The sequence below is a fragment of the Kitasatospora sp. NPDC086801 genome (assembly GCF_044745805.1).
Lineage (GTDB): Bacteria > Actinomycetota > Actinomycetes > Streptomycetales > Streptomycetaceae > Kitasatospora.
Genome location: NZ_JBIVAX010000037.1, coordinates 17,709 through 44,261 on the forward strand (window position 1 = coordinate 17,709; position 26,553 = coordinate 44,261).

Below are 26,553 nucleotides of genomic sequence, written 5' to 3' on the forward strand. Positions count from 1 at the left end.
GCCCTGCCATCTTCGCACGCGGCCCCGGCGGACCGCTCACCGTAGCGGGCTCACCGCAGCGGCAGCAGGCGCTCCAGGAAGAACTCGCCGAGCTCGTCGACCTCGTCGTTCAGGGACTGCACGAGGTACCGGCCGGGCGGCACCTCGACGGTCAGGTAGTCGCCGGTAGCGAGGATCCGCTCGCCCTCGTACAGGACGTCGGCGAGCAGGTACCGCCCGGCGGTCAGCTCGACCACCGGACCATCCACCCAGGCCCCGGAGCGCAGCAGCTCGGCCACGTCGGGCAACGCCTCGTCGGAGGCGGAGTAGGAGCGGACGAAGACCCGGTCCTCGGCCAGCCAGCGGACGGGCATCGCGAGGCCGGCGAGGACGACCGTGTCGCCGTGCCTGGGCACCGGCAGGGCGGCCGCGTACTCGCCGTAGAGCTCCTCCGACTCCTCGCCCGTCCACTCGGCGACGGCGGCCTCCGGGCACAGCACGTACAGCCCGAGGTCCGTCTCGTCCAGCCACGCCCGTTCCGTGTCCCTCATGCGGGGCATCTTCCCATGTCAGACGGGCTACCGGTCGGCGGATGAAGGAGCTGCAAGGTCGGCCCCGGAGAGCAAGCCCCGGAGAGCAAGCCCCGGAGAGCAAGCCCGGGGGAGGCCCGGCGGCGGTCGAGCGCGGGAAGTCGGTCAGGCCGACTTCCCGCGCTTCACCGCGTCGCGATCCGTTCGCGGGCCGGGGCCGCCTCCGGGTCGCCGTCGCCCCGGGCTTCGGCGGCGCGGGCGACCAGGGCGAGCAGTGCGCCGACGAGGCACAGGGCGGCGGCGACCAGGACGGCCCGGTCGGTGCCCGCCGCCAGGGCGCGGGCGGCGGCCTCCCGGCCGGGGCCGCCCGGTCGGGCCGAGCCCGCGACGGCCACGGTGACCGCGACGCCGAGCGCCGAGCCCACGTACCGGGAGGTGTTGTTGGCGCCGGAGCCCATGGCCGCCCGGTGCGCCGGGACGCTGCTGACCGCCAGCCGGGCCAGCGCCGCGTTGAGCACCCCGCTGCCGACGCCCGCCACCGCCAGGCCCGGCGCGAGTCGCAGCCAGCCGGAGCCGGGCGCCAGCCCGTACAGGCCCGCCTCGCCGAGGCCGCAGACCGCGAGCCCGACGGCGACCTGTGCGGTGGCCGACAGGTGCGCCGCCAGCCGCCGTGCCTGGAGTGCGGACAGCACCGACAGGCCCGACCAGAGTGCCAGCACCCCGCCCGCGGCCAGGCCGGACAGGCCCAGCACGCCCTGGAGCAGGGTCGGCAGGTAGCTCATGAAGCCGACCAGTGAGAGCCCGGTGAACAGCGCCCCGCCGGTGGCGGCGACGAAGCCGGGGCTGCGGAACAGGGAGAGGTCCAGCATCGGCTCCCGGACCTTCGCCTCGACCAGCCCGAACAGCGCCAGCAGCAGCACCCCGAGCGCCAGCAGCGCGACGACCACCGGCCGCCCCCAGCCGCCGCGCCCCTCGGCCAGTCCGGCGATCAGGCAGGTCGTCCCGCCGGCCAGCGCCAGCACCCCGTACGGATCGAGGGCGCGCGGCCGTTCGGCCCGCGACTCGGTGAGGACGGCGGCCGCGTACGCCGCCACGGCGGCCGAGACGACCGCGATCCCGCCGCTGACCGCGCGCCAGCCGGCCCACTGCTCGACCAGCGCGCCGTACACCGGGCCGACCGCGATGCCGAGGCCGACGGCGGCGCCCCAGACCCCAAGTGCCCGGATCCGGCCCGGTCCGGGCGGGTGGGCGTGGCTGATCAGGCCGAGCGCGGGTGCCAGGACGGCGGCCGAGGCGACGCCGAGCAGCACCCGGGCGGCCAGGTAGACGGCGCCGCCGGGGGCCAGCGCGGCCAGCGCCTCGGCGGCGGCGAACAGTAGGACACCGAAGGTGAAGACCCGTTTGCGGCCGTGGTCGTCGGCGGCGCTGCCGGCGGTGAGCAGCAGGGCGGAGATGCCGACCAGGGTGCCGGTGAGGATCCAGGTCCGTCCGGTGGCCCCGAGGTGGGCGGCCTGGGCGGTGGCGGCGAGCGAGGCGGTGGGGGCGGTGTAGGCGACGGTGACCAGCGCGGTCGCGGCCGCGGTGGCGGCCAGGGTGGCGCCGGGCCGGGCGGGCAGGGCGGGCCCGGTGCTGGGGGAGGAGCCGGGTGGTGCGGGGGACATGGGTGTTCCCTCCGGAGCGCGGACCCATGGGTCTGGTGAATGAACCTTCGTCTCGATCGGCACGCTACCACCATTGGTCTGGTCATTGAACTCACGGTCCGGGTGGACTAGGCTGGCCCGCATGGCGCTGGGAACCGACTACGCATGGCAGGACTGCGCACTGGCCCGCGCCCTGGAGGTGGTCGGCGAACGCTGGAGCCTGCTGATCGTCCGCGACGCCTTCTACGGCGTGCAGCGCTTCAACGACTTCCTCGCCCACCTCGGCATCCCCCGCGCCGTCCTCACCGCCCGCCTCAACGCCCTGGTCGCGGCCGGAGTGCTGCGCAAGGAGCCGTACCAGCAGGCGCCGCTGCGCCACGGTTACCTGCTCACCGAGACCGGCCTCGAACTGTGGGGACCGATCTACCAGTTGAGCCGCTGGGGCGGCCGGCACGCGACCGCGGGCGGCCCGCACCACCTGTTCGCGCACGCCGTCTGCGGCACCGACCTGGACGTCGTCGGCGCCTGCCCGCGGTGCGGCGGCGCACCCGTCCCGCCGGCCGAGGTCGCGATGCGGCCCAACCCCGCCCGCGGCGGCGGGCACCGGGACGACCCGGTCTCCCGCTCCCTGGTGCGCCCGCACCGGCTGCTCGAACCGATTGCCTCGGCGGCGCTGGCCGCCTAGCGGCGGGCGGAAGCGGCAAGCGGCAAGCGGTGGGCGGCAAGCGGCAAGCGGCAAGCGGCGAACGGCGACGCGGCCGCCGGCAGGCTGCCGACGGCCGCGCACACCACGTCCCGGTCACGGGTGGAACGTCACCTCCGGGTTGGCGGCGGCCGGCCCGTCGAGGAGCGGCTGCTGCACGTCCTTCAGCTGCATGTCGAAGAAGGCCGCCACGTACGAGCGGGTGAGCTCGATGCCCCGCTGGCCGGACATCGTGGTGCCGGGGGGCTCGGGCAGGTTGAGCTTCTCGAAGAACAGCGGGAAGTCGGTGAAGGTGCCGTGGTTGGAGCCGGCGAAGGTCAACCAGCGCTTCCAGCCGTCGAGGTGGGGCCAGCTCTCCGTCCAACTGCTGTCCTCGGCGCCGTCGGGCAGCGGGTGGCCGATCATCAGGAAGGGCTTGCCGCCGATTCCGGAGGCGGGCACCGTGACGTCCATGGTGCCGTCCAGGTCCACCCCGGCCCGGATCCGGTCGTCGGTGAGCAGGGACGGGACGGCCGAGGCGCCGCCGGCCGAATGCCCGGCCATCCCGATCCGGTCACGGTCGATCATGCGGGCGTAGCGCCAGGCGGGGTGGGGGCGGGCGGTCAGCTGGTCGATGACGAAGGAGACGTCCTTCGCCCGGCTGTTGTCGACGGCCGCCCAGGACTCCGGGGTCGTCAGCTTGTCGCAGAGCAGACACGGAAGGGTCTGCCCGTCGGGGAACGTCGTCCCGGTGTTCTCGTAGGTGTGGTCGACCAGCGCGACGACGTACCCGCGGCTGGTCAGGTCCTCGGCGAGGCTGCTCAGCGAGGCCCGGGGCATGGTGAAGCCCGGCGACAGCACCACCAGCGGGAAGTGGCCGCCCTGCGGGCGCGCGTCGGACTTCGCCCAGGTCCGGGTGCCGGTCACGGCCCCGGTCGGGATGGTGTTGCCCGGGAGCTTCCCGTCCAGCAGCATCCGGGCGGCCTCGGGGGTCATGTACGGGGCGGCGCTGCCCGTCCCGGCCTTCGCGGGGTAGTACATCGACACCATCAGCTGGCGCGGACCGGCGGAGGGGACCCACGGGTCCGGGCGGTCCTGGTCCACCAGGTGCAGGATCTCCTGCCCGACCGCGTACGGGCCGGTCGGGCGCGGGAGGTCGACGTGGACGGCGGCCGGACTGGAGGCCGAGGCGGAGGCGGAGGCCGAGGCGGAGGTGGAGGTGGAGGCGCCGACCGGGGCGGAGGTGGAGGCGCCGACCGGGGCGGAGGTGGAGGCGCCGACCGGGGCGGAGGTGGAGGCGCCGACCGGGGCGGCGGGCGCGGCCAGGGCCGGTGCGGCGGCGGCGACGGACAGGGGCAGGGCGAGCAGTAGGGCTGCCGCGGCTGCGGTGGTGCGAAGTCGGCTCATGTGAGGGACGGTAGGCCGGGGCACCGGAAGTTGACGTCCCCTCAGCGACGGATAGATCCCTTCCGGGCATGCAGGTGGGGACCCTTAGGGGTCGGCCGGACCAGGGTGCCCCCGGCCCGATCCGCCCCCCGGACGGGCCCTAATCGAGCGCCTCCAGGATCGTCGCGTTCGCCAGGCCGCCCGCCTCGCACATGGTCTGAAGTCCGTACCGGGCGCCGCGTCTACGCAGTTCGTGCACGAGGGTGGTCATCAGCCGGGTGCCGCTGGCGCCGAGCGGGTGGCCGAGGGCGATCGCGCCGCCGTTGACGTTGACCTTCGCCGGGTCGGCGCCGGTCTCCTGGAGCCAGGCCAGGACGACACTGGCGAAGGCCTCGTTCACCTCGAACAGGTCGATGTCGGCGAGCGAGAGTCCGGAGCGCCGCAGGACCCGCTCGGTGGCGGGCAGCACTCCGGTGAGCATCAGCAGCGGATCGGAGCCGGTGGCGGCGAAGGAGTGCAGCCGGGCCAGCGGGCGCAGGCCGAGCCGGGCGGCGGTCTCGCTGCTGGTGATCAGCACGGCGGAGGCGCCGTCGTTGATCGGGCTGCTGTTGCCCGCCGTCACCGACCAGTTGATCTGCGGGAAGCGCTCGGCGAAGGACGGGTCGGCGAAGGACGGCCGCAGGCCGGCCAGCACCTCGGGCGTGGTGCCCGGGCGCACCGACTCGTCCGCCGTCACCAGCCGCCCGTCGTCGGTCGGCACCGGGGCCAGTTCGGCCGCGAACCGGCCGTCCGCGTGGGCCCGTGCCGCCTTGGCGTGCGAGCCGGTGGCGAACTCGTCCATCGCCTCGCGCGAGATCGACCACTTGGCGGCGATCAGTTCGGCGCTGACGCCCTGCGGGATCAGCCCGCCCGGGTAGCGGGCGGCGACCGCGGCGCCGAACGGGTCCGCCCCCGGCGGCACGTTGGACCACATCGGCACGTGGCTCATCGACTCGATCCCGCAGGCCACCACCAGGTCGTAGGCCCCCGCGATGACGCCTTGCGCCGCGAAGTGGACGGCCTGCTGGGAGGAGCCGCACTGCCGGTCGACGGTGGTCGCCGGGACGGACTCCGGGAACCCGGCGGCGAGCCAGGCGTAGCGGGTGGTGTTCATCGCCTGTTCGGCGACCTGGTCGACGCAGCCGCCGATCACGTCGTCCACCAGGGCCGGATCGACACCGCTGCGCCCGATGAGGGTCTGGAGGGTGTGGGCCAGCAACTCCACCGGGTGGACGCCCGAGAGCGCTCCTCCCGGCTTGCCCTTCCCGACGGGCGTGCGGACGGCTTCGACGATCACGGCGTCGCGCATGGCGGCCGACTCTTCTGTGCGGGCGGATGGGAACGGTTGGGGAACCGAACTCACTGTAGAGCTACGAGTTTGGAAATCCAACCCTTGAATCGTCCGCCGCTCAGAGGCTCCGGGCCCGGACCTCCTCGACGAAGGCCGCCGCCGCGCCGGCGTTCGGCACCGGGAAGGTGAGCGGCAGGCCGGCCGAGTGCGTCCGGATCTCCAGCTCCCCGAGGGCCGAGGCCCGTGCGGACCGCACCTCCGCCCACCGGAACGCCTCCGTCGCGGCGAGCGGGTGCGGTGGCCGGTGCACCAGCCCGCCGGCCGTCAGCGTCAGCCGCCCCCGGGCGAACCGGACGCCGCCCTCGGTGAGCAGCGCCTCGTGCAGCGCGGCCCGGAGGGTGGGGCGGAGCCGCTCGTCGAGCTCCCGGAAGAGCCCGTCCAGCCGACGCAGCTGCGCCAGTGCGAGCGGCTCGTCCGCGCCGACCAGCCATATCCGGCCCTGCTCGCCCACCCCGCGCCGCCCGCCGGGGGAGTACTCGGTGGCCTCCACCGCGCTCCACGGCAGGGGCCGCTCCGCGCCGTCCGCCCCGACCAGCACCAACCCGTGCTCGTGCACCCGGACGGCCCGCAGGCCCGGTGCCGGCCGCAGCCGCCCGTACCCGCTCGCGGCCGTGATCGCCGCCGCGGCGACCACCGGTGCGGGCCACCACTCCCCGGTCGCCAGCCAGGCCACCCCGGCGACGGTGGCCGCCGCGGTGTCCACCCATGCCCGCGCCCGCCACGGCAGCGGCCGGAACCGCCGGTACACCCGCACCGCCCGGCCGAGCCGCCCGCCGCCGCCCGCGACCGACCGCGCCCGCGCCAAGGGCCACACGACTGTCACCTCGGCCACCTCCCGCTGAGCGAACACCACAACCGGAACCACGACTGTCAGATCTTCAGCATCGACTGATCGCCGCGCCCTCGTACAGGGCCAATTCGTACCTCTTGGCCCCGAATCGGCTTCACCCCATCCTCCACCTCACTCCGTCGACGGCCTCACCCGGTCCTCCACTCGACCCCGGCCCACCACCGCACCGTGTCCTTCACCGCACCGTGTCCTTCACCGCACCGTGTCCTCCACCTCCCTGCGTCGTCCACCTCCCTACGTCGCCGACCTGACTGCGGCGCCGACCGCGCCGCGCCCTCCACCTGCCCCGTCCAATCACCTCATCTCGTCGTCGCGTACTCGTTCTGCAGCGTGCGCAGCAGGGCCGTCCCGGCCGGATCGGCGGAGCGGCGGGTGTTGACCAGCACCGCCACCCCCACCTGCTTCTCCGGATCGAAGGCCACGAAGGAGCGGAACCCGCCCGTGCCGCCGTTGTGCCAGATCTGCAGGTGGCCGCCCTGCTGGGTGTGCAGGCGGTGGCCGAGCCACCCCAGGTGCATCCAGGCGAACGGGTTGACCCGGTGCCGGGTCTCCCGGGTGAGGGTGATCGCGGGCGCCAGCGGCGCGTCCGGCTCGCGGCCGGCGGCCAACTGGGCCCGCAGGAGTATCGCCAGGTCGGAGGCGGTCGACCGGAGCCCGCCCATGCCGGGGATGTCCGCGAGGTCCCAGTACGGCACGGGCCGCCCGCGGGAGGTGTGCCCGTGCGCCAGGCGCTCGGACTGCTCCCGGTCCGAGTGCAGGTGGGTGTCCACCAGTCCCAGCGGCCGGCAGATCTCACGCGCCACCAACTCCTCGTAACCGGTGCCGGCCCGGTGGGCGAGGGCCAGGCCGAGCAGCCCGGCGCCGAGGTTGGAGTAGCGGAAGCCGCGCCCGGGTCTGGCCCGCAGTCTCGTCCGGGCGAGCCCGGCCAGGACGTACTCGGTGCTGCAATGGGCGTACGGATCGGGCTTGTTGGGATTGAGCAGCGCCGTCGCCAGCAGGCCCCGGGGCAGCCGGGGGAGCCCGGAGGTGTGGGTGGCGAGGTGCCGCAGGGTGATCGGCTGCCCGCCCCTGGCCGGGACGGTGACACCGCCGGGCCGCACGTCGGCGAGTACGTCCGCGAGCACCTCGGCGAGCGGTTCGTCGAGTCCGGTGGCGGCCCCACCGGAGTCGGCGAGCACCAGCCGGGCGAGGACGAGCGAGGTGAACACCTTGGTGACGGAACCGACTTCGAACAGGGTGTGCGGCCCGGGCGCGGCGCCGCCCGGACCGGTCCGCCCGGCGCCGTGGATCTCCACGCCGCCGTCGGCCAGCCCGGCGACCACCGCGCCGACGTGCTGGCCTGCGAGCCGGTCGGCGGTCTGTTGCACAAGGCGGGCGAGTTCGTTCATGACTGTGAGCCTAGGCCGCCGCGACCTGCGAAGTCGTCCGCCGGAACGACGATTTAGACCCCCCTCCGCTGCTCCCGCAGGAGTACGCCCCACTACGCTCGGCAAGGTACGGGCACCACGGTGTGATGATCGGTCCGGGCGTGGCGGGGCGCGTGACGGGGAGGGGGAGCGGGCCGTCAGCAGCTCAGGTTGCCCCCGGGGTCGGTGCCGAGGATCTGGACGAAGCTCTGGTAGAGGCTGATCCGGTGCTGCATCTGCGCGGGGTTGTTGCCGTTGCACTCCAGCGAGCCGTTGATGCTGCGGATCGTCTCACCGAAGCCGTACCCGTTGACCATGGCGTTGTGCGCGGTCATGGTGCCCGGCCCGTTCTGGGTGTTCCAGTACCAGAGGCCGGTCTTCCAGGCCACCGCCGGGTCGGTCTGCACCAGGTTCGGGTTGTTCAGCAGGTCGATGCCGAGCGCGTCGCCGGCGGCCTTGTAGTTGAAGTTCCAGCTCAGCTGGATCGGCCCGCGCCCGTAGTACGCGGCCTGCCCGGCCGGGCACCCGTACGGCTGCGAGGTGTCGCAGTAGTGCGGGTAGTTGGCGGTGTTCTGCTCGACCACGTACACCAGCCCGCCGGTCTCGTGGCTGACGTTGGCGAGGAACGCGGCGGCCTCCTGCCGGCGCACGGTGTCGCTCCCGGTGCCCGCGAAGCCGGGGTAGGCGCTGAGCGCGTCGATCAGGCCCTGGTAGGTGTAGAAGGAGTTCCGGCCCGGGAACATCTGGTCGAACTGGGCCTGGCTGACCGGGAATCCGCCCGGGTTGGGCGGCTGGGTCGAGCCGCAGCTGTACGGCTCCCAGTACCAGGTGCTGATGACCGGGTCGTAGCCCGGGTTGTCGTGGGTGGCACGGTAGTAGCCGCCGTTGGTGTACCGGACGATGTCGCCGGCGACGTAGGCGTGGCCGGCCACCCAGGCGGGGTAGTCGCAGGTGCCGGACGACGGGGTCGGCGTCGGGTCGGTGGACCCGCCGCAGGAGCCCTGGTCGGCCCAGACGCCGGTGCCGCCGGTGCTCGGGGGCTCGTTCTGGGTCCACCACTTGGCGGTCCAGTTGTGCCCGTCGTACGAGACGGCCGTGCCGCCGGTGTAGGAGGTGGCCGCGCTCCACGGCGTGCCGCAGGCGGTGGCGCTGGCGGAGGCGGGGAGGAGCACCGCGACCGCCAGCGCCGTGACCACGGCGGAGAGCAGCGCGAGCAGGCGTTTCATCGACACGTCATCACCCCTTGTGCGGTGGGGGCCGCACGTCGTCGTGACAGGGACTTGAGCGGGCAGAGGGGCCGGGCCCCGGGCGGGGGCGCGCCGGAGGGGCGGCCGACCGGGGTGTGGGCCGGTGCGGGGCCGCGAAGCCGACTCAAGCGGAGTGTTCTATACCTGTCAAGGCAGTTGGTGAAACTGGCTTACAAACGTGGGCGAGCAGCCGCCGACAGGCCGCGCGAACCCCACCGAACCCGAAAACCCCCGCGCCCCGAAGCCCCTGCGCGCCCACTCGGCCCTGCGCGCCCCCTCGGTCCCGCGCTCCCCGTCAGTCCCCGAGCGCCGCCCGCAGCCGGGCCGCGACCTCCGCCGCCCCCGCCTCGTCCGGGTACGTCCCCCGCGGCCAGAAGAAGCCGCGCAGCCCGTCCTTCGGATTGCGCGGTACCACGTGGACGTGCAGGTGCGGCACCGACTGGCTGATCCGGTTGTTCGTCGCCACGAAGCTGCCCGCCGCCCCCAGCCCCTGCTCCACCGCGGCGGCCACCCGCTGCACCTGGAGGAAGAACGGCCCCACCTCGGCGGCCGGGAGGTCCGCCAGGGTGCGGTGGTGGGCGCGCGGGACGACCAGCACGTGGCCGGGGAACAGCGGCCGCCGGTCCAGGAAGGCCACCGCCGCCTCGTCGTCCAGCACCCGGTGCGCGGGCTCCTCGCCCGCCACCACCGCACAGAAGACGCAGTCCATCCGTCCATTCAAACCACGGGCGGCCGCCCCGGCACCTCCGCGATCGCGCGGTTGCGCGGCGTCACCCGTCCGGCCCCCGAGCGGGTGCGGCGGCCCGGTCGGCGGGCGCACCGTGCTGGAGGGGGTCGACCAGAGGCGCGCCGCGCGCCGCACGAGGAGGTGGCCCGATGGCGGGCAAGTTCGAGGTCTACGAGGACGCCGGCGGCAAGTACCGGTTCCGGCTCAAGGCGGGCAACGGCGAGATCGTCGCCACCGGCCAGGGCTACTCCAGCAAGGAGGCCGCCCACAAGGGCGTCGAGGCCGTTCAGCGGGCGGCCACCGACGCGCCGGTGGTGGACCTGCCCAAGGCCGCCTGAGCGCGCCGGGGCGCCCGCCGCCTGCACCGCGCCTGCCGCCTGCACCGCGCCGGGCGCCTGCCGCCTGAGCGCGTCGAGTGCCGAGCGCCGGCCGCCACGCGGCACCACGCCGTGTGGCGGCCGGCTCGGTGCCGCCAGCAGGTGCCGCCAGTAGGTGTCACCGGCAGGGCCACCAACAGCCGCCACCCGTAGCGGTCGTCACTCGTAGCGGTAGAGCAGCGCCTCCCGCTCGTTCTGCTCGATCATCTCGATGGTCAGCGAGTCGTCCCGCAGGTGCGAGAGCGTGACCTCGGCCGAGGTCGGCTGCGCGTCCTTGGCGAGCCAGTTCTCCGGCTTCCACGCCGAGCCGCGCAGGAAGGCCTTCGGGCAGTGCGCGTACACCTCCTCGACGGCCACCACGATCGCGCTGCGCGGGGGCTTGCCGACGGCGGTCAGCTGCCGCAGCAGCTCCGGGTCGGTGGAGACGCAGGCCCGCCCGTTGACCCGCAGCGTGGTGTCCCGGCCCGGGACGACGAAGAGCAGCCCGACCCGGCCGTTCTCCAGGATGTTGTGCAGGGTGTCCAACCGCTTGTTGCCGGTGGCGTCCGGGATGGCCAGGGTGTGTTCGTCGAGGACGGAGACCACTCCGGCCGGTCCGCCGCGCGGGGAGACGTCGCAGCGCCCGGCGGCGTCCGAGCTCGCCACGAACACCAGCGAGGAGCAGGCGATCAGCCGCCGCGCGACCTCGTGCAGGTGGGCGACCTGCTTGTGGCGCGCGTGCTCGCCGGGCTGCTCGTAGATCTCGCGCAGCTGCGCCGGGTCGGTCAGCGCCCCCGCGCTGAGAGCAGCGAACAGGCTGCCCGGCGCGTCCGGGACGGCGGTTGACGAACTGACAGATTCCGGTGTGCTGGTCATACCGGAAATCTAGCCGAGCCCCTTCCCGGCGCTCCGGCCGCCGGCGGTGCAGCCCTCCGTAAAGCTTCCGCCCTAACCCTCCCCACCAGCGGTTTTACCCTGATAATGGGGCCAGGCGCTCCGCTCGGAGGTGGTGGTCGTGATCGTGAGGATCTGGGCCGGGCAGGTCCTGGCCAGTCGCATCGAGGAATTCTGCGCGGTGCTGGCAACCCAGGTGATCCCGCAGCTCGGGCGGACCGACGGTTGTCTCGGCGGCGAACTGCTGCGCTCGGTGACCGAGGACGGACACCGGGTGCTCGTGGTGAGCCGCTGGCGCGACGAGGAGGCCCTGCGCGGGTACGCGGGGCCGATGTGGCGGATCCGGCCGGTCTGGTCGGAGGGCGAGCTGTGCTACCTCGCGCACCCGCCGGTGGTCTCCCACTTCACGTCGATCGCCGCGCCCGTCACGCTCTGACCGCGTCGGTCGCGCCGCGCCCGCGTCGGTCGCGCGCCGCGCCCGCGTCCGTCATGTTCGTGGGCGCGACCTACCACCCGGCCGCACATTCCCCGCACCCGCGTGAAACAGGCCACAGCGGAAGGCTCTCCCTGGGCTTGCGCACGCCGTGGCAGAATGACCACAACAGCAGTGACGTTCAGCGCACTCCGGGGTCGGTGAAAATCCGAACCGGCGGTTACAGTCCGCGACCCGTCCGCAGCCAGCGGCCGGTTGACCAGGTGAAATTCCTGGACCGACGGTTAAAGTCCGGATGGGAGGCGTGCGCGGGCGGACGAAGAGCAGTATCCGTGGTCCCCCGGTGGACCACGGCCAGGTGAACGGCGGGAGAGGTGTCTCCCGGGCCGGGCGAGCGATCCCCCGGCGGCCTCGGCATCCCGGCGACGGGTCGTGCCGTCGGCTCGTGCACCGTTGCCCGTCCGTGTCATCTCCCTCTGCCGCCCCGGAGTCCGCGCCCCCAAGCGCGAGGAGAACCCGGGTGTTCACCGGCATCATCGAAGAGCTCGGCGAGGTCGTGTCGATCGAGGAGATCGGCGACTCCTCGCGAATCCGCCTGCGCGGCCCGGTGGTCTGTACGGGTGCGCGGCACGGCGACTCCATCGCGGTCAACGGCGTCTGCCTGACCGTCGTCGACAGCTCCGACCAACTGGCGGCCGACACCGGCGAGTTCAGCGCCGACGTGATGGCCGAGACGCTGCACCGCTCCAGCCTCGGCGAGTTGAAGCCCGGCTCCCGGGTCAATCTGGAACGCGCCATGGCGCTCGGCGACCGGCTCGGCGGCCACCTCGTCCAGGGCCATGTCGACGCCACCGGCACGCTGTTGGGCCGCGAGCCCGGCGAGCGCGACGCGGCCGGCGACCTGCGCTGGGAGGTGCTGCGCTTCTCGCTGCCCGGCACCATCTCCCGCTACCTGGTGGAGAAGGGCTCGATCACGGTCGACGGCGTCAGCCTCACCGTGGTGGAGGCCGCCCGGGACAGCTTCACCGTCAGCCTCATCCCCGCGACCCTCGCGCTGACCACGCTCGGCGCCAAGGCCGTCGGCGAGAGCGTGAACCTGGAGGTGGACGTGCTCGCCAAGTACGTCGAGCGGCTGCTCGACTCCCGCACCCTTCCCCCGACGATCGCCGGAGAGTCCAAGTGAACTGGCTCAGCGGAGAAGCGTTCACCGTCTTCGGCGAGCACGTGAAGTGGGCCGACATGTTCGGCAACCTGCTCGGCCTGGCCGGTCTGGCCTTCGGCTGGCGCCGTTCGGTCTGGAGCTGGCCGCTCCAACTCCTGTCCGGCGCCGTGCTGATCGCCGCCTACCTCGGGGGCCACGTCCCCGGCCTGATCGGCAAGCAGCTGATCGTGCTCGTCGCCGCCGGCTGGGGCTGGGCCCAGTGGCGGCGGGGCCGCCGGGACACCGGCACGATCGCCGTCCGGTTCGCCACCTGGCCCGAGCGGGCCGCCCTGGTGGCCGGTACCGCGGTCGGCACGGTCGCGCTGGCCTGGCTGTTCACGGCCCACCCCAGCCTGTCCTGGAGCCCCTGGTCGGACGCCTACATCTTCGTCGGCACGCTGGCCGCGATGGTCGCCCAGGCCCGCGGCTGGCTGGAGTTCTGGTTCGCCTGGATCGCCGTCGACGTGGTCGGCGTCCCGCTCGCCTTCGACAACGGCTTCCCCTTCTCCGGTCTCACCTACTCGATCTACTTCGTCCTGGTGCTGCTCGGCCTGCGCTCGTGGTGGCTGAGCAGCCGTGAGCCGCGCGTCAACTCCGCCACAGTCCCGCAGGGAGCCACGGTATGACCGAGAACCACACCGCCGACCGCGACCGCGACCTCGGCCACAAGCGAGACCACGACCGCGACCGCGACCTCGCACTCGTCCTCGACCCGGTCGAGCGCGCGATCGCCGACATCGCCCTCGGCCGCGCCGTGATCGTGGTCGACGACGAGGACCGCGAGAACGAGGGCGACATCGTCTTCGCCGCCTCCGCCGCCACCCCCGAGCTGATGGCCTTCACCATCCGCTACAGCTCCGGCGTGATCTGCGCCCCGCTGACCGGCGAGGAGCTGGACCGGCTCAAGCTGCCGCCGATGACCCAGGTCAACGAGGACCGCAAGGGCACCGCGTACACCGTCTCGGTGGACGCCCGGGAGGGGGTCGACACCGGCATCTCCGCCGCCGACCGCGCCCGCACCGTCCGGTTGCTGTCCTCGCCCGGCACCGAGCCCGGCGACCTCACCCGCCCCGGGCACGTGTTCCCGCTGCGCGCGGTCGAGGGCGGCGTGCTGGTGCGCCCCGGCCACACCGAGGCCGCCGTCGACCTGGCCCGACTCGCCGGGTTGTCGCCGGCCGGTGCGATCGCCGAGGTGGTCAACGACGACGGCACCATGGCCCGGCTGCCCGAGCTGGTGGCCTTCGCCCGCGAGCACGGCCTCGCGATCATCTCCATCGAGGACCTGATCGCCTACCGCCGCCGCACCGAACTGCACGTCGACCGGGCCGCCGTCACCGCCCTGCCCACCGTCCACGGCGACTTCACCGCCGTCGGCTACCAGGGCACCATCGACGGCGTCGAGCACATCGCCCTGGTGGCCGGCGGTCTCGGCGCCGACGGCCGGCTGCCCGAGGGCGAGGACGTCCTGGTCCGGGTCCACTCGGAGTGCCTGACCGGAGACGTCTTCGGCTCGCTGCGCTGCGACTGCGGCCCCCAGCTGGAGGCCTCGCTGCACAAGATCGCCGAGTCCGGCCGGGGCGTGGTGCTCTACCTGCGCGGCCACGAGGGCCGGGGGATCGGCCTGGCCCACAAGCTGCGCGCCTACGAGCTCCAGGAGCAGGGGCGCGACACCGTCGACGCCAACCTCGACCTCGGCCTGCCGGCCGACGCCCGCGACTACAGCATCGCGGCGCAGATGCTGGTGGACCTCGGCGTCCGCTCGCTCACCCTGCTCACCAACAACCCGGAGAAGCTCACCGCGCTCACCGAGCACGGTCTCAAGGTCAAGGGGCGCGAAGCGGTCGAGATCGCGCCGGGTGAGCACAACCTGCGCTACCTGCGCACCAAGCGCGACCGGATGGGCCACGACCTGCCCGGCCTCGACTCCTGACCACGCCCGCACGCCCCACCCCCACCACACGACGGACAGGAAGTACGAACATGAGCGGCCACGGAGCCCCCGAGCTGACCATCGACGGCGCCGCCGACCTCAAGGTCGCCGTCGTCGCGGCCCAGTGGCACGACGAGGTGATGAACGGCCTGCTGGACGGCGCCCACCGGGCGCTCAAGGAACTGGGCGTCGCCGAGCCGACCGTGCTGCGCGTCCCCGGCACCTTCGAGCTGCCGGTCGCCGCCAAGCGCCTCGCCGACCACGGCTACGACGCGGTCGTCGCCCTCGGTGTGGTGATCCGCGGCGGCACCCCGCACTTCGACTACGTCTGCCAGGCGGCCACCGCCGGCCTCACCCAGGTGACCGTCGACACCGGTGTACCGGTCGGCTTCGGCGTGCTGACCTGCGACGACGAGGAGCAGGCGCTCGACCGCGCGGGCCTGCCCGGCTCCGCGGAGGACAAGGGCCACGAGGCCGTCACCGCCGCCGTCGCGACCGCCGCGGTGCTGCGCGCCGCGCTCTGAACGGACCGCCCCGACCCGGGCCGTGGACGTCCAGCGGACTGTCCACGGTCCGGGACCGTTTACCGTCGGTCAGCCCGCACGCCGTAAGGTGAGTCCATCATGGCTTCGAAGACATTCGAGGAGCTCTTCGCCGAGCTCCAGCAGAAGGCCGCCACCGGCGACCCCTCGTCCTCCCGTACCGCGCAGCTCGCCCAGCAGGGCGTCCATGCGATCGGCAAGAAGGTCGTCGAGGAGGCCGCCGAGGTCTGGATGGCCGCCGAGTTCCAATCGGACGATCAGACCGCCGAGGAGATCTCACAGCTCCTGTACCACGTTCAGGTGATGATGATCGCCCGCGGGCTGACGCTCGACGACGTCTACAAGTACCTCTAAACCCGAACCGCACATCCCTCCCCACAGGTAAGGAACCAACCTCCCATGCTGCGCATCGCCGTCCCCAACAAGGGTTCGCTCTCGGGTCCCGCGGCGGAGATGCTCCATGAGGCCGGCTACCGCCAGCGGAAGGACCCCAAGGAGCTCGTTCTCGTCGACCCGAACAACGAGGTCGAGTTCTTCTTCCTGCGCCCGCGCGACATCGCCGTCTACGTCGGCTCCGGCCGCCTGGACATCGGCATCACCGGCCGCGACCTGCTGCTGGACTCGCACTCCAACGCCGAGGAGGTGCTCGCCCTCGGCTTCGCCGCGTCGACCTTCCGCTTCGCCCGCCCCGAAGGCGTGGCCGTCGAGGACGTCAAGGGCCTGGAGGGCCTGCGGATCGCGACCTCCTACACCGGCCTGGTCGAGCAGCACCTCGCCGACCACGGCGTGAAGGCGACCGTCACCAAGCTGGACGGCGCGGTGGAGACCGCGGTGCAGCTGGGCGTCGCCGACGTGATCGCCGACGTGGTGGAGACCGGCACCAGCCTGCGCAACGCGGGCCTGGAGGTGTTCGGCGAGCCGATCCTGATCTCGGACGCCGTGGTGATCCGCCCCAAGGGCGCGGGCGAGGACACCCGGGTGGACCAGTTCCTGCGCCGCCTCCAGGGCGTGCTGGTGGCCCGCCGCTACGTGCTGATGGACTACGACATCCGTGCCGAGAAGGTCGGCGCCGCCGTGGCGCTCACCCCCGGCCTGGAGTCGCCGACCGTCTCCCCGCTGCACACCGAGGGCTGGGTGGCGGTGCGCTCGATGGTGCTCCGCAAGGAGGCCCAGCAGATCATGGACGACCTGTGGGGCATCGGCGCCCGGGCCATCCTGGTCACCAACATCCACGCCTGCCGCCTCTGACCGGCGCGGCGGCGACCTCGCCCGCCACGGTGCGGGTAAGGAACGGTTGAATGGGGCGGGGACGCTGACCGGCGTCCCCGCCCTTCGTCCTGATCCGCCCGCCGCGGCGCCACCGCGTCGCTGTCCGGATCCGCCCGCTGCCCGGAACCGTCGTTCCCGGGAACGACCGTTCCCCTGAACCACCCCACCGGAGACCCCACGTGTCCACGCCGCCCGTCGAGTTCCCCGTCACCTGGGCGCCGCGCCGCACCCGCGCCGTGCTGCTGCCGGTCTGCGTGCTGCTGGTGGTGCTGTTCGCCATGATGGCCGTGGTGCTCCCGGAGAACTGGCAGCTCAACGACCGGATCATGATGGCGGGCAGCGGCGTGCTGTTCGCGTGCGTGGGCCTGATGCTGGCCCGCCCCCGGGTGCGCGCCGACGCGCAGGGCGTGACGGTGGTCAACTTCGTCCGCAGCCGCCGGCTCACCTGGGCCGAGATCGTCCGGGTCAACTTCCGCCAGGGCGATCCGTGGGCCACCCTCGACCTGGCCGACGGCACCTCGCTGGCCGCGGTCGGCATCCAGTCCGGCGTCGGCAAGGACCAGGCGATCGCGGACGCCCGCGCCCTGCGCGACCTCGTCGAGCACCACGCCCGGGCCTGAGCCCCGCACCGGCACCGGCACCGCCGGTGCCGCCGTCGCCTGCCTCCCCCCCCCGCAGGGCACCTCCGGGCCCGTCCGGACCTGGGAATCCTCGGTCCGGCGGGTCCGAACACTCTTCCTACCATCGTCCGGGTATGGTCTACGCTGGTAAAAGCAGGGCAAAACTTCCGTCCTGCCCGAAAGACGACTTGAGGAGTGACTTCCCCCCTCGATGGACGATCCGTCCGGTAGTACCTGCGCCGCCCACCTTCCTGTCAGCGGAAGGCAGGCGGCACTGTGATCACCGCCTGGCTGCTGTTGCTCGCAGCCCTCCTGCTGATCCTCGCCAACGGCCTGTTCGTGGCCGCCGAGTTCGCCTTCGTGACCGTCGAGCGCGGGGCGGTCGAACGTTCCGCCGAGGCCGGCGACGCCAAGTCCGGCCGCGTCGCCCGGGCCCTGCGGCACCTCTCGTTCGAACTCTCCGGCGCCCAGCTCGGCATCACCGTCACCTCGCTGGTGGTCGGCATGCTCGCCGAGCCGGCGCTGTCCACCCTGCTCAGCCCCGTCATGACCGGGATCGGGGTGCCCGAGTCGGCCGCCCGCGGCGTCGCCGTGGTCGTCGGCATGGTGCTCGCCACCGTGGTGCAGATGGTGATCGGCGAGCTGGTCCCGAAGAACTGGGCGATCTCCCGCCCGCTCCAGGTGGCCCGCGCGGTCGCCGCCCCGCACATGGCCTTCTCCTTCGCCTGCCGCCCGCTGATCAGCTTCCTCAACGGGGCGGCGGACCGCACGGTCCGCGCCTTCGGCGTCGAGCCGCAGGAGGAGCTGGACCACGCCAGGACCCCGGCCGAACTGGTCTCGCTGGCCCGTCACTCGGCCAAGGCCGGCGCGATAGACGAGGAGTCGGCGACCCTGTTCGTCCGCACCCTGGGTCTGGGCGAGCTGACCGCCGAGTCCGTGATGACCCCGCGGATCGACGTCGCCGCCCTCCAGAGCGACGCCACCGCCTCCGACGTGATCAACCTGACCCGGGCCACCGGCCTGTCCCGCTTCCCGGTCTACACCGACAGCCTGGACGAGGTCACCGGCATCGTGACCCTCAAGGACGCCCTCGCCGTCCCGGCCGCCCGGCGCGGCCTGGTCCGGGTGAGCGGGCTCTCCTCGCCGCCGCTGCTGGTGCCCGAGACCCTGCCCGCCGAGCGGCTGCTCGACCAACTGCGCCGCCTCCAGCCGATGGCCATCGTGGTCGACGAGTACGGCGGCACCGCCGGCGTCGTCACCGTCGAGGACATCGTCGAGGAGATCGTCGGCGAGGTGCAGGACGAGCACGACCCCGCCGACCGCCCCGAACTGCTCCCGCTGCCCGTGGTGGACGGCCTGCCGGCCTGGGAGGCCGACGGCCGCGCTCGGATCGACCAGCTGGAGGCCATCGGCCTGAACGCCCCGGACGGCCCGTACGAGACGCTGGCCGGCCTGGTCGCCGACCTGCTCGGCAAGCTGCCCGAGGTCGGCGAGCAGGCGGAGCTGCCGGGCTGGCGCTTCACCGTGACGGGTGTCGACCGGCACCGCACCAGCCAGGTCCGGGTCGAGCGCACCAGCGCACCGGCCTCGTTCGGAGACGACCAGGAGAACGTCCGATGACCGCGCTCCAACTGGCCGTCGCCGTCCTGCTCCTGCTCGGGAACGCCTTCTTCGTCGGCGCCGAGTTCGCCGTCGTCTCGGTGCGCCGCAGCCAGATCGAACCGCTCGCCGAGGCCGGCCACAAGCGCGCCCGCATCGTGCTGCACGCGCTGTCCAACGTGTCCGCGATGCTGGCCGCCGCCCAACTCGGCATCACCGTCTGCTCGCTGGGCCTCGGCGCCCTGGCCGAGCCGACCATCGCCGGTCTGCTGGAGGGCCCGTTCCACGCGATCGGCGTCCCGTCCGGTCTGATGCACCCGCTCTCGTACGGGATCTCGCTGGCCGTCGTGGTCTTCCTGCACATGGTGATGGGCGAGATGGTGCCCAAGAACATGGCCATGGCGGGGCCGGAGAAGGCCGCGCTCTGGCTCGGCCCGCCGCTGGACCGGCTGGCCCGCTGGCTGGCCCCGGTGATCAGCCTGCTGAACGCCATCGCCAACGGTGTGCTGCGGCTGTTCCGGGTCGAGCCCAAGGACGAGGTCGAGTCGGTGTTCACCACCGAGCAGCTGATGTACCTGCTGGTCGACTCCAGGGACGCCGGCCTGCTCGACGAGGGCCGCCAGGAGCGCCTGGAGGACGCCCTGGAGCTGGGCCACCGCCCGGTCACCGAGGTGCTGCTCAAGCCCGAGCAACTGGTCACCGTGGATACCAAGGTGACCGCCGCGGAGGTCGAGCAGCTCGCCCTGCGCACCGGCTTCTCGCGCTTCCCGGTCACCGACGGCGACCCGGCCGGCCAGGGCTACCTGGGCTACCTGCACCTCAAGGACATCCTCGACGTGGAGGACCCGTCCGCGCCCGTCCCGGCCCGGTTGTGGCGCCCGATCACGGTGCTGCGCGGCAGCCTCCCGCTGGACGACGCGCTCGGCGCGATGCGCCGGGCGACCTGCCACCTGGCCGCCGTGCTGGACCAGGACGGCCGCACGCTCGGTGTGGTCATGCTGGAGGACGTGCTGGAGGAGCTGGTCGGCGAGATGCACGACCCGGACCACCGCTCCGCCGCCTGAGGTTCCCCCTTTCGCTGACGGCGTGTCCGCTGCGGGCGATTCCGCTCTGAGCGTTCAGCCGTTCCCATGCCGACCACCCTGGGCGCAGGGTGGTCGGCATGAGGCTTCTCCTGCTGGGTGGAACGAATTTCGTCGGACGGGTCGTCGCCGAGGAGGCGCTGGTCAGGGGATGGGAGGTGACGGCCCTCAACCGGGGTACGCAGCCCGCGCCCGCGGGCGTGACCGCACTGCTGGGCGACCGCACCGCCGAGGGCGGGCTCGCGGCGCTGGCCACGGGGGAGTGGGACGTGGTGGTGGACACCTGGTCCGGAGCCCCGGCGGCGGTGCGCGACAGCGCCCGGCTGCTGGCCGGCCGGGTCGGCCACTACGCGTACGTCTCCAGCCGGTCGGTGTACGACTACCCGCTGGCGCGCGGGGCGGACGAGTCGGCGAAGGTGGTCGAGTCGTCCCCGGACACCGAGGGCGGGGCGCCCTACGCGGAGGCCAAGCGCGGGGCCGAACTGGCCCTGGAGGCGGAGTTCGGCGGGCGCGCCCTGCTCGCCCGGGCCGGGCTGATCCTCGGCCCGCACGAGAACATCGGCCGGCTGCCCTGGTGGCTGAACCGGATCGCCCGGGGCGGCCCGGTGCTCGCCCCCGGCCCGCACGACCTGCCGCTGCAGTACATCGACGTCCGCGACCTCGCGAGCTGGCTCCTGGGCGCGGTGGTGGCGCGGCTCGGCGGCGCGTACAACGTGGTCAGCCCGTCGGGCCACACCACGATGGGCGAGCTGCTGGAGGCCTGCGTGCGGGTCACCGGCTCGGACGCGGACCTGCGCTGGACCGACCCCGAGCGCATCCTGGCGGCCGGCGTCGAGCCGTGGACGGAGCTGCCGATCTGGCTGGCGCCCGGCGAGCTGAACGACTTCCTGCACGGCGCGTCCGTGGACCGGGCGGTCGCCGCCGGGCTGCGCTGCCGGCCGGTGGGCGAGACGGTCGAGGACACCTGGGCCTGGCTGCGGTCGATCGGCGGCGTCGCCCCGCTGCGCGCCGACCGGCCGCAGGTCGGGCTCGACCCCGAGCGCGAGGCGAAGCTGCTCCAGGGCTGAGCCCGGCGCGATCCCGGGGAGCCGGTCTCAGCCTCGGCCGTCGATCAGCTCCCCGTAGGCCTGGACGAGGTCGGGCAGGCGCAGGGTCGCCAGGTCCTCCCGGCCCGGCGGCTCGCGCAGCAGCGAGAGCCGCAGGTCCCGGTAGGCGCAGGACTTCTCGTACAGGGTGCGGATGAACCGGCCGTTTCCCAGTTCGTCGATCCAGCCCTCGCGGACCACGTGGGTGCAGATGCTGGCCAGTTCCTCGGCCGCGTCCTCGTCCCAGCCGTCGCCGTCCCGGCCGGCCAGCGCGGCGCCGATCGCGGTCAGTTCGGTGGGGCGGTAGCTGGGGAAGTCGACCCGGGTGGTGAAGCGGGAGTTGAGGCCGGGATTGGTGGCGAGCAGCCGGTTCATGCCCTCGGGGTAGCCGGCCAGGATCACCACCAGGCGGTCCCGGTTGTCCTCGGCGCGTTTCAGCAGCACCTGGAGGGCCTCGTCGCCGTAGGCGTCGCCCTTGGTGTAGCCGGAGTTGGAGAGGCTGTACGCCTCGTCGATGAACAGCACGCCGTCCAGCGCCGAGTCGATCAGCTCGTTCGCCTTGACCGCGGTCTGGCCGAGGAACTCGCCGACCAGGTCGGCCCGTTGGGCCTCCACCAGGTGGTCGCCGGAGAGCAGCCCGAGGGCGTGGAAGACCCGGCCGAGGATCCGGGCCACGGTGGTCTTGCCGGTGCCGGAGGGGCCGGAGAAGACGAAGTGGCGCTTGGGCGGCTGGACCGGCAGGCCCTGCGCGGCCCGGAGTCTGGACATCCGCAACTGCGCCGACAGCGCCCGCACCTGGCGTTTGACCGGCTCCAGGCCCACCATCAGCGAGAGTTCCGCCAGCGCCGCGTCCAACTCGCGCTCATCGTCGACCGGTTGGGCGGCGGGTACGGGAGCGGTGCGGGGCTGGGCCTCGGCGCGGACCGGGAGCGGCAGCGGGGCGGCGGAGCCGGCCGGCGAACCCGACCGCTCGCCGGTCGCCTGCGGCGCCGGGTCCGCCGTCGAACCGTCGCCCGGGCCTGGACCCATGAGGAACCCGACCCCCTCGACGAACCCGACCCCGCCGGTGTACCCGGCGCCCTCGGTGAATCCGGGGGCCGCGTCGCCGAATCCGCCCGCCGTGGCGTACCCGGCCCCGTCCTGGAAGTCCGCTCCGTCGGCTTCGTCCGGCTCGTCCTCCTCGTACCCGGCCGGCCGCCCGCCCGTCGGCAGGCCGCCGTCCAGCAGGGCGTCCGGCAGGTCGTCCGCCAACGCGTCCTCCGCCGCGATCGCGGCCAGCCGCGCGGCGGTGTCCATGAACACCGGATCGGCCCGGTGCACCGCCCGGTAGAGCGGCAGCGCGGCCGCACTGCGCCCGGCGCCCTCGTACGCCCGGGCCAGCCAGTACCGCAGCTCCTTGCGCTGGGGCTGCTCGGAGCGGCAGCGGGCCAGCGAGGCGGCCAGCGGCGCCTGCGCCTGGGCGCACATGTCCAGCCGGACCCGTGCCATGCCGGCGAACAGCCCGGCCTCGATGCCGAGCAGCGGGTCGTCCAGCAGCCGGTCGGTGTCCCGGATCAACTGCTCCCAGTCCTTGAGCAGATAGGACCGGCAGGCGTACAGGAACTGGGCGGACGCGTCCTCGCTGGGCGCCGGGCACTGTTCCAGCGCCCGGTCCAGCTCGGCCAGGTGGCGGCCGTCCAGCCAGTGCGAGGCGTGCGCCAGCGCGAGGTCGCGGGCGTCCTCCAGGACGGGCTGCACCCACCAGCCCAGCCAGTACCAGGAACTGAGCGGTCGGCGGTGGCGCCGCCGCTGCTCTCCGAACCGTTTCTGGTTGCGGTACATGGCCAGCAGCGCCGCCGAGGTGTCGCTGCGCAGCGCGTGCAGGCCGAGCCAGGCGTCGGCCATGCCCGGGTCCAGCCGGACGGCCGCGCGGAACTCCTCCTCGGCGCGGGCGTACGCGCCCGCCGTGTAGGCGTCCATGGCACGCAGCCACGCGCGCTCGGCGAGCCGGTCCGGGCCGCCCGCGTTGCTGTCGGAACTGTCCACCGTCGTCACTCACGCCCCCCGCGGCTTGGCCCGGGGCTCGGTGGCGGGTTGCCTGCGTGCAGCCGGGCCGGTGGTCGGAAGCCCCCGGGCGCATCTGCGCCTGCGAGGAATCGTACCGGCGTGGCGCTGATCCGGAAGGGTGCCCACGGAGCCAAATGCGATCGCGTGAGCGGTCGTTGAGCGGGCGGGAGCCAGCAACGGCGACGGGGGAGCGCGATTCGGAAAGGGACCGGACGGCGCCCCCGGCTCACGGGGGAACAAGCCGGGGGCGCCGGGTCCGAGGCGGCCGGAACATCCCGTTCCGGCGGCTGAGGAGAACCTAAATCCTGGCGATACCGCAGGTCAAGGGCTTGTTGAAGGTTCACCCACGGTGCCCGGCGTGATTCGGCCGGTCACCCCGTCGACCCTCGTCCCGGCGAACGGGCGGCTCGGATCGGCGGCGAAATGCGCCGATTCGGCCCGAGCCCAGCCGGCCCAGAACTCGGCCAGATCCGGACCGTCCCGCTCCTCGCCGCGCCGCCGGGCCGAGGCGGCGTCCAACTCCATCCAGATCACCCGGGCCAGCCACGGCCGCACCGCCCGCCGCCCGGCGCCGACGCCCTCCACCAGCACCACCGGAGCGGCCGGCACCGCGGCCGCGCCCGCGAAGCGGCGCAGCGTCCAGTCGTACACCCGGTACGCGCCGTCCCGGCCGGCCGCCAGCGGCTCCAGCACCTGCTCGCGCAGCCGCCCGGTCCAGCCGAAGGGCTCGGCGTGGGTGGCCAGGTCGTCGAGGTGGACCACCGGCGCCCCGCCGAGTGCCGCCGCCAGCCGCCCGGCGAAGGTCGTCTTGCCCGAACCCGCGTGCCCGTCCACCGCGACCAGCCGCACCGGCCCGCAGGAGGGCGGCAGCGCGCGCAACTCCGCCGCGAGCGAGGCCACCGCGTCGCCGGAAGCGGGCGGAGGGGCGGGGGAGAGGGTTCGGGAGGCAGCCACAACGGCAACCCTACGGTGCCGTACCCCACCAGTCCGTCCAGTTACTCCTGGGTGATCGTGACGGCGGCGCGGGTTTCCGGCATACTCGCATCGCCATGCCTGTGAACGGCCGTTCACCGTAATCCGGTGCCGGTCGGGCCGACCCGCCACACCCGCGCCGGACCAGCCACACCACGCTCCGGTGCCCGATCGAGGAGGCGACCGCCGCCATGACCCCGTCCCCTGTGAAAGCCGTGGAGCGCCAGCTGCCCAGCGAGGAGGCCCACGAGCTGCTGAGCCTCACCCGGGACCTGGTCCAGCGCGAGCTGCAGCCCCGCGCGGCCGAGGACGAGGCCGCCGGCCGCTTCCCGCGGGAGGTCTTCCGCACCCTCGGCGAGGCCGGCCTGCTCTCCCTCCCCTACGACGAGAAGTACGGTGGCGGCGGGCAGCCCTACGAGGTGTACCTGCAGGTGCTGGAGGAGCTGGCGGCCGGCTGGCTGGCCGTCGGACTCGGGGTGAGCGTGCACACCCTCTCCTGCCACGCGCTGGCCGGCTTCGGCACCGAGGAGCAGCGCGGCCGGTGGCTGCCCGGGATGCTCTCCGGTGAGCAGCTCGGCGCCTACTGCCTCTCCGAGCCGCAGTCCGGCTCGGACGCGGCCGCGCTGCGCACCCGGGCCGACCTCGACGGCGACGCGTACGTGGTGAACGGCACCAAGGCGTGGATCACCCACGGCGGCCGGGCGGACTTCTACAGCGCCCTGGTGCGCACCGGCGACGAGGGTTCCAAGGGCATCAGCTGCCTGCTCGTCCCGGGCGACGCGCAGGGCCTGTCGGCCGCGCCGCCGGAGCACAAGATGGGCATGCGCTCCTCGCCGACCGCGCAGCTGCACTTCGACGGCGCCCGGGTCACCCGCGACCGGCTGATCGGCGAGGAGGGCCAGGGCTTCCAGATCGCGCTCGCCGCACTGGACTCCGGCCGCCTCGGCATCGCCGCCTGCGCGGTCGGCGTCGCCCAGGCCGCGCTCGACCTCGCGGTCGACTACGCGCGCACCCGCCGCCAGTTCGGCCGCCCGATCGCCGACTTCCAGGGCCTGTCCTTCATGCTCGCCGACATGGCCACCCAGATCGAGGCCGGGCGGGCGCTCTACCTGTCCGCCGCCCGGCTGCGGGACGCGGGCCGGCCGTTCTCCAAGGAGGCGGCGATGGCCAAGCTGTTCTGCACCGACGCCGTGATGCGGGTGACCACCGACGCGGTCCAGGTGCTCGGCGGCTACGGCTACACCCAGGACTTCCCGGCCGAGCGCTACATGCGCGAGGCGAAGGTGCTGCAGATCGTCGAGGGCACCAACCAGATCCAGCGCCTGGTGATCGGCCGCCACCTCACCAAGGGCTGAGCCGGGGCCGGGCCGAGGTTGAGCCGGGGGCCGAACCAGGGGCCGGGGCCGGGCCGAGGTCGAGCCGGGGGCTGAGCCCCCACACAACGGCCTCCGGCCGTCACTCCAGGGTGCGGAGTGACGGCCGGAGGCGTCTCTGATCCTGCGTCAACCCGCCTGCACGGTCCGGCGGATCAGCGCCGGACCAGGCGGCGGCGCTGCTCGGGGATGGCCGTGGCGACCGTGGCGACCGGGGCGATGGAGGCTCCCGTGGCGACGGCGGCGGTCCGCGCCGGCCGGTGCGCCACCGCGTGCGAGAACGGCTGGGTGCGCCAGTCGAGTTCGCTGGGGAGCCGGAACAGGGCGTCGAGCCCGGCCGGTTGGGCGTCCGCCGAGGTCTCCACCTCGGCGAGGTCGTCGGTCGGCGTGCCCGAACCCGGGCACAGCGCGGGGGCGAAGGGGTTCCAGGCGGTCGGCAGCAGCGCGTGCTGCGGCAGCCGCTCCTCGTCGGCCACCAGGGCGATCGGGCGGCGGCACTCGGGGCAGTGCACCCGGAAGATGTCCCAGGTCTCGGCCTCGCCCGGGTCTATGCCCGGGACGTGGCCGTGATCGACCGCGAGGTCGTCGCGGCCGGTCGTATCGTCGGTCTCGTCGGCGCCCAGGGCACGCTGGTCAGTCGGCATGAGGATCCCCCTCGGATCGGGCCCGGCGTGGTCGCCCGGGGCCACAACCAGCACTTCCCTGCGATTCGGGCTCATAACCCTGCGGTCCGGTGCACCGTGATGCACCGGGTGTGTCCTTGGCCACATCCACTGCCACATTCGCCTGGCATTTGCCCGCCTGACACCTGCGGGCACCCGATGTGACACCGCGTGCGCCCCCCGTGCCCCCGACCGGGTAGGTTTGCGCACTGTGGAGGATCTCGACCAACGCATCGTCCAGCTGCTCCTAGAGGACGGCCGGATGAGCTACACGGACCTGGGCAAGGCCACCGGCCTGTCCACCTCGGCGGTGCACCAGCGGGTGCGCCGCCTCGAACAGCGCGGGGTGATCCGCGGCTACACCGCGATCATCGACCCCGACGCCGTCGATCTGGCGCTGACCGCGTTCATCTCGGTCAAGCCCTTCGACCCCAGTGCCCCGGACGACACCCCCGAACGGTTGGCCGGCCTGCCCGAGATCGAGGCCTGCCACAGCGTCGCCGGCGACGAGAACTACATCCTCAAGGTGCGCGTCGGCGCCCCCGGCGACCTGGAGGACCTGCTCGCCCGCATCCGCAGCGCCGCCGGCGTCTCCACCCGCACCACCGTCGTCCTCTCCACCCCCTACGAGGCGCGACCCCCGAGGCTCTGA

General features: G+C 73.5%; 27 protein-coding genes and 1 riboswitch. Of the genes, 15 read left to right on the plus strand and 12 right to left on the minus strand.

Translation table 11 applies throughout. The features are described from left to right. Window positions 1-50: 50 nt before the first annotated feature. Together ACIPLC_RS29315 and ACIPLC_RS29320 are read right to left on the minus strand one after the other, a co-directional pair. Window positions 51-530, minus strand: coding sequence for a hypothetical protein (locus ACIPLC_RS29315; protein WP_400476035.1), 480 nt, complete (start codon window positions 528-530; stop codon window positions 51-53). Between the two features lie 164 nt (window positions 531-694). Next, on the minus strand, window positions 695-2,170 hold the full coding sequence (locus ACIPLC_RS29320; protein WP_400476036.1) for an MFS transporter: 1,476 nt from the start codon (window positions 2,168-2,170) through the stop codon (window positions 695-697). A 121-nt stretch (window positions 2,171-2,291) separates the two neighbouring features. On the opposite strand from ACIPLC_RS29320, the gene ACIPLC_RS29325 reads away from it, so the two are divergent. Beyond that, window positions 2,292-2,834 carry a winged helix-turn-helix transcriptional regulator gene (locus tag ACIPLC_RS29325; protein WP_400476037.1) on the plus strand — a complete coding sequence of 181 codons (543 nt, stop codon included), beginning with the start codon at window positions 2,292-2,294 and terminating at the stop codon, window positions 2,832-2,834. A gap of 114 nt (window positions 2,835-2,948) precedes the next feature. Here ACIPLC_RS29325 and ACIPLC_RS29330 read toward each other — a convergent pair whose 3' ends face one another. The 6 genes from ACIPLC_RS29330 to ACIPLC_RS29355 form a co-directional block, all read right to left on the minus strand. Next, a complete protein-coding gene (locus tag ACIPLC_RS29330) occupies window positions 2,949-4,238 on the minus strand; it encodes an alpha/beta hydrolase family protein (protein ID WP_400476038.1) in 1,290 nt (429 codons plus the stop codon). Window positions 4,239-4,377: 139 nt separating this feature from the next. Next, window positions 4,378-5,565 (minus strand): thiolase family protein, encoded by a 1,188-nt coding sequence (locus ACIPLC_RS29335; protein ID WP_400476039.1) that lies wholly within the window; start codon window positions 5,563-5,565, stop codon window positions 4,378-4,380. A gap of 100 nt (window positions 5,566-5,665) precedes the next feature. Next, entirely contained in the window at window positions 5,666-6,430 is a 765-nt protein-coding gene (locus tag ACIPLC_RS29340; RefSeq protein WP_400476040.1) for a hypothetical protein, read from the minus strand. A 326-nt stretch (window positions 6,431-6,756) separates the two neighbouring features. Continuing rightward, a complete protein-coding gene (locus ACIPLC_RS29345; RefSeq protein ID WP_400476041.1) occupies window positions 6,757-7,845 on the minus strand; it encodes a serine hydrolase domain-containing protein in 1,089 nt (362 codons plus the stop codon). Between the two features lie 176 nt (window positions 7,846-8,021). Beyond that, on the minus strand, window positions 8,022-9,089 hold the full coding sequence (locus tag ACIPLC_RS29350) for a glycoside hydrolase family 19 protein (protein ID WP_400476099.1): 1,068 nt from the start codon (window positions 9,087-9,089) through the stop codon (window positions 8,022-8,024). Window positions 9,090-9,405: 316 nt separating this feature from the next. Next, window positions 9,406-9,819, minus strand: a complete 414-nt coding sequence (locus tag ACIPLC_RS29355; protein ID WP_400476042.1) for an HIT family protein — start codon at window positions 9,817-9,819, stop codon at window positions 9,406-9,408. 167 nt (window positions 9,820-9,986) lie between these two features. Here ACIPLC_RS29355 and ACIPLC_RS29360 point away from each other — a divergent pair, with 167 nt between their 5' ends. Next, window positions 9,987-10,175, plus strand: a complete 189-nt coding sequence (locus tag ACIPLC_RS29360; RefSeq protein WP_400476043.1) for a YegP family protein — start codon at window positions 9,987-9,989, stop codon at window positions 10,173-10,175. 198 nt (window positions 10,176-10,373) lie between these two features. Here the strand turns inward: ACIPLC_RS29360 and ACIPLC_RS29365 are convergent, their stop codons facing one another. Continuing rightward, the gene (locus tag ACIPLC_RS29365; RefSeq protein WP_400476044.1) at window positions 10,374-11,069 is read right to left on the minus strand and encodes an MSMEG_1061 family FMN-dependent PPOX-type flavoprotein; all 696 of its coding nucleotides are present in this window, start codon (window positions 11,067-11,069) and stop codon (window positions 10,374-10,376) included. Window positions 11,070-11,208: 139 nt separating this feature from the next. On the opposite strand from ACIPLC_RS29365, the gene ACIPLC_RS29370 reads away from it, so the two are divergent. The 11 genes from ACIPLC_RS29370 to ACIPLC_RS29420 all read left to right on the plus strand — a co-directional run bounded on the left by ACIPLC_RS29370 (window position 11,209) and on the right by ACIPLC_RS29420 (window position 20,830). Then, window positions 11,209-11,523 (plus strand): antibiotic biosynthesis monooxygenase family protein, encoded by a 315-nt coding sequence (locus ACIPLC_RS29370; RefSeq protein ID WP_400476045.1) that lies wholly within the window; start codon window positions 11,209-11,211, stop codon window positions 11,521-11,523. Between the two features lie 180 nt (window positions 11,524-11,703). Further along, a riboswitch (FMN riboswitch) is annotated at window positions 11,704-11,831 on the plus strand. A gap of 209 nt (window positions 11,832-12,040) precedes the next feature. Then, on the plus strand, window positions 12,041-12,703 hold the full coding sequence (locus ACIPLC_RS29375) for a riboflavin synthase (RefSeq protein WP_400476046.1): 663 nt from the start codon (window positions 12,041-12,043) through the stop codon (window positions 12,701-12,703). A 56-nt stretch (window positions 12,704-12,759) separates the two neighbouring features. Then, window positions 12,760-13,347 carry a nicotinamide riboside transporter PnuC gene (locus tag ACIPLC_RS29380; RefSeq protein WP_400476100.1) on the plus strand — a complete coding sequence of 196 codons (588 nt, stop codon included), beginning with the start codon at window positions 12,760-12,762 and terminating at the stop codon, window positions 13,345-13,347. Then, window positions 13,344-14,651 (plus strand): bifunctional 3,4-dihydroxy-2-butanone-4-phosphate synthase/GTP cyclohydrolase II, encoded by a 1,308-nt coding sequence (locus ACIPLC_RS29385; protein ID WP_400476047.1) that lies wholly within the window; start codon window positions 13,344-13,346, stop codon window positions 14,649-14,651. Before ACIPLC_RS29380 ends, ACIPLC_RS29385 begins: the two co-directional genes overlap by 4 nt. A 50-nt stretch (window positions 14,652-14,701) precedes the next feature. Next, entirely contained in the window at window positions 14,702-15,175 is a 474-nt protein-coding gene (ribH, locus tag ACIPLC_RS29390) for a 6,7-dimethyl-8-ribityllumazine synthase (protein WP_400476048.1), read from the plus strand. A gap of 99 nt (window positions 15,176-15,274) precedes the next feature. Further along, on the plus strand, window positions 15,275-15,547 hold the full coding sequence (locus ACIPLC_RS29395; RefSeq protein WP_400476049.1) for a phosphoribosyl-ATP diphosphatase: 273 nt from the start codon (window positions 15,275-15,277) through the stop codon (window positions 15,545-15,547). Between the two features lie 45 nt (window positions 15,548-15,592). Next, window positions 15,593-16,441, plus strand: a complete 849-nt coding sequence (gene hisG, locus ACIPLC_RS29400) for an ATP phosphoribosyltransferase (protein WP_350883551.1) — start codon at window positions 15,593-15,595, stop codon at window positions 16,439-16,441. A gap of 200 nt (window positions 16,442-16,641) precedes the next feature. Then, on the plus strand, window positions 16,642-17,082 hold the full coding sequence (locus ACIPLC_RS29405; protein ID WP_400476050.1) for a PH domain-containing protein: 441 nt from the start codon (window positions 16,642-16,644) through the stop codon (window positions 17,080-17,082). 276 nt (window positions 17,083-17,358) lie between these two features. Continuing rightward, complete coding sequence (locus tag ACIPLC_RS29410; protein ID WP_400476051.1) at window positions 17,359-18,702, plus strand: hemolysin family protein; 1,344 nt, start codon at window positions 17,359-17,361, stop codon at window positions 18,700-18,702. Then, window positions 18,699-19,745, plus strand: coding sequence for a hemolysin family protein (locus tag ACIPLC_RS29415; RefSeq protein WP_400476052.1), 1,047 nt, complete (start codon window positions 18,699-18,701; stop codon window positions 19,743-19,745). The genes ACIPLC_RS29410 and ACIPLC_RS29415 overlap by 4 nt, the downstream gene beginning before the upstream one ends. Window positions 19,746-19,843: 98 nt before the next feature. Beyond that, on the plus strand, window positions 19,844-20,830 hold the full coding sequence (locus ACIPLC_RS29420) for an NAD-dependent epimerase/dehydratase family protein (RefSeq protein WP_400476053.1): 987 nt from the start codon (window positions 19,844-19,846) through the stop codon (window positions 20,828-20,830). A gap of 27 nt (window positions 20,831-20,857) precedes the next feature. Here ACIPLC_RS29420 and ACIPLC_RS29425 read toward each other — a convergent pair whose 3' ends face one another. Both ACIPLC_RS29425 and ACIPLC_RS29430 read right to left on the minus strand, forming a co-directional pair. Further along, entirely contained in the window at window positions 20,858-22,807 is a 1,950-nt protein-coding gene (locus tag ACIPLC_RS29425) for an AAA family ATPase (RefSeq protein WP_400476101.1), read from the minus strand. Between the two features lie 408 nt (window positions 22,808-23,215). Further along, a complete protein-coding gene (locus tag ACIPLC_RS29430; RefSeq protein WP_400476054.1) occupies window positions 23,216-23,848 on the minus strand; it encodes a uridine kinase in 633 nt (210 codons plus the stop codon). A 209-nt stretch (window positions 23,849-24,057) separates the two neighbouring features. Here ACIPLC_RS29430 and ACIPLC_RS29435 point away from each other — a divergent pair, with 209 nt between their 5' ends. Further along, entirely contained in the window at window positions 24,058-25,221 is a 1,164-nt protein-coding gene (locus tag ACIPLC_RS29435; protein WP_400476055.1) for an acyl-CoA dehydrogenase family protein, read from the plus strand. A gap of 173 nt (window positions 25,222-25,394) precedes the next feature. Here the strand turns inward: ACIPLC_RS29435 and ACIPLC_RS29440 are convergent, their stop codons facing one another. Continuing rightward, the gene (locus tag ACIPLC_RS29440; protein ID WP_400476056.1) at window positions 25,395-25,883 is read right to left on the minus strand and encodes a hypothetical protein; all 489 of its coding nucleotides are present in this window, start codon (window positions 25,881-25,883) and stop codon (window positions 25,395-25,397) included. A 229-nt stretch (window positions 25,884-26,112) separates the two neighbouring features. Between ACIPLC_RS29440 and ACIPLC_RS29445 the strand changes: the two genes are divergently transcribed. Beyond that, window positions 26,113-26,553: an Lrp/AsnC family transcriptional regulator gene (locus ACIPLC_RS29445; RefSeq protein WP_350883567.1), complete on the plus strand. Its 441-nt coding sequence runs from the start codon at window positions 26,113-26,115 to the stop codon at window positions 26,551-26,553.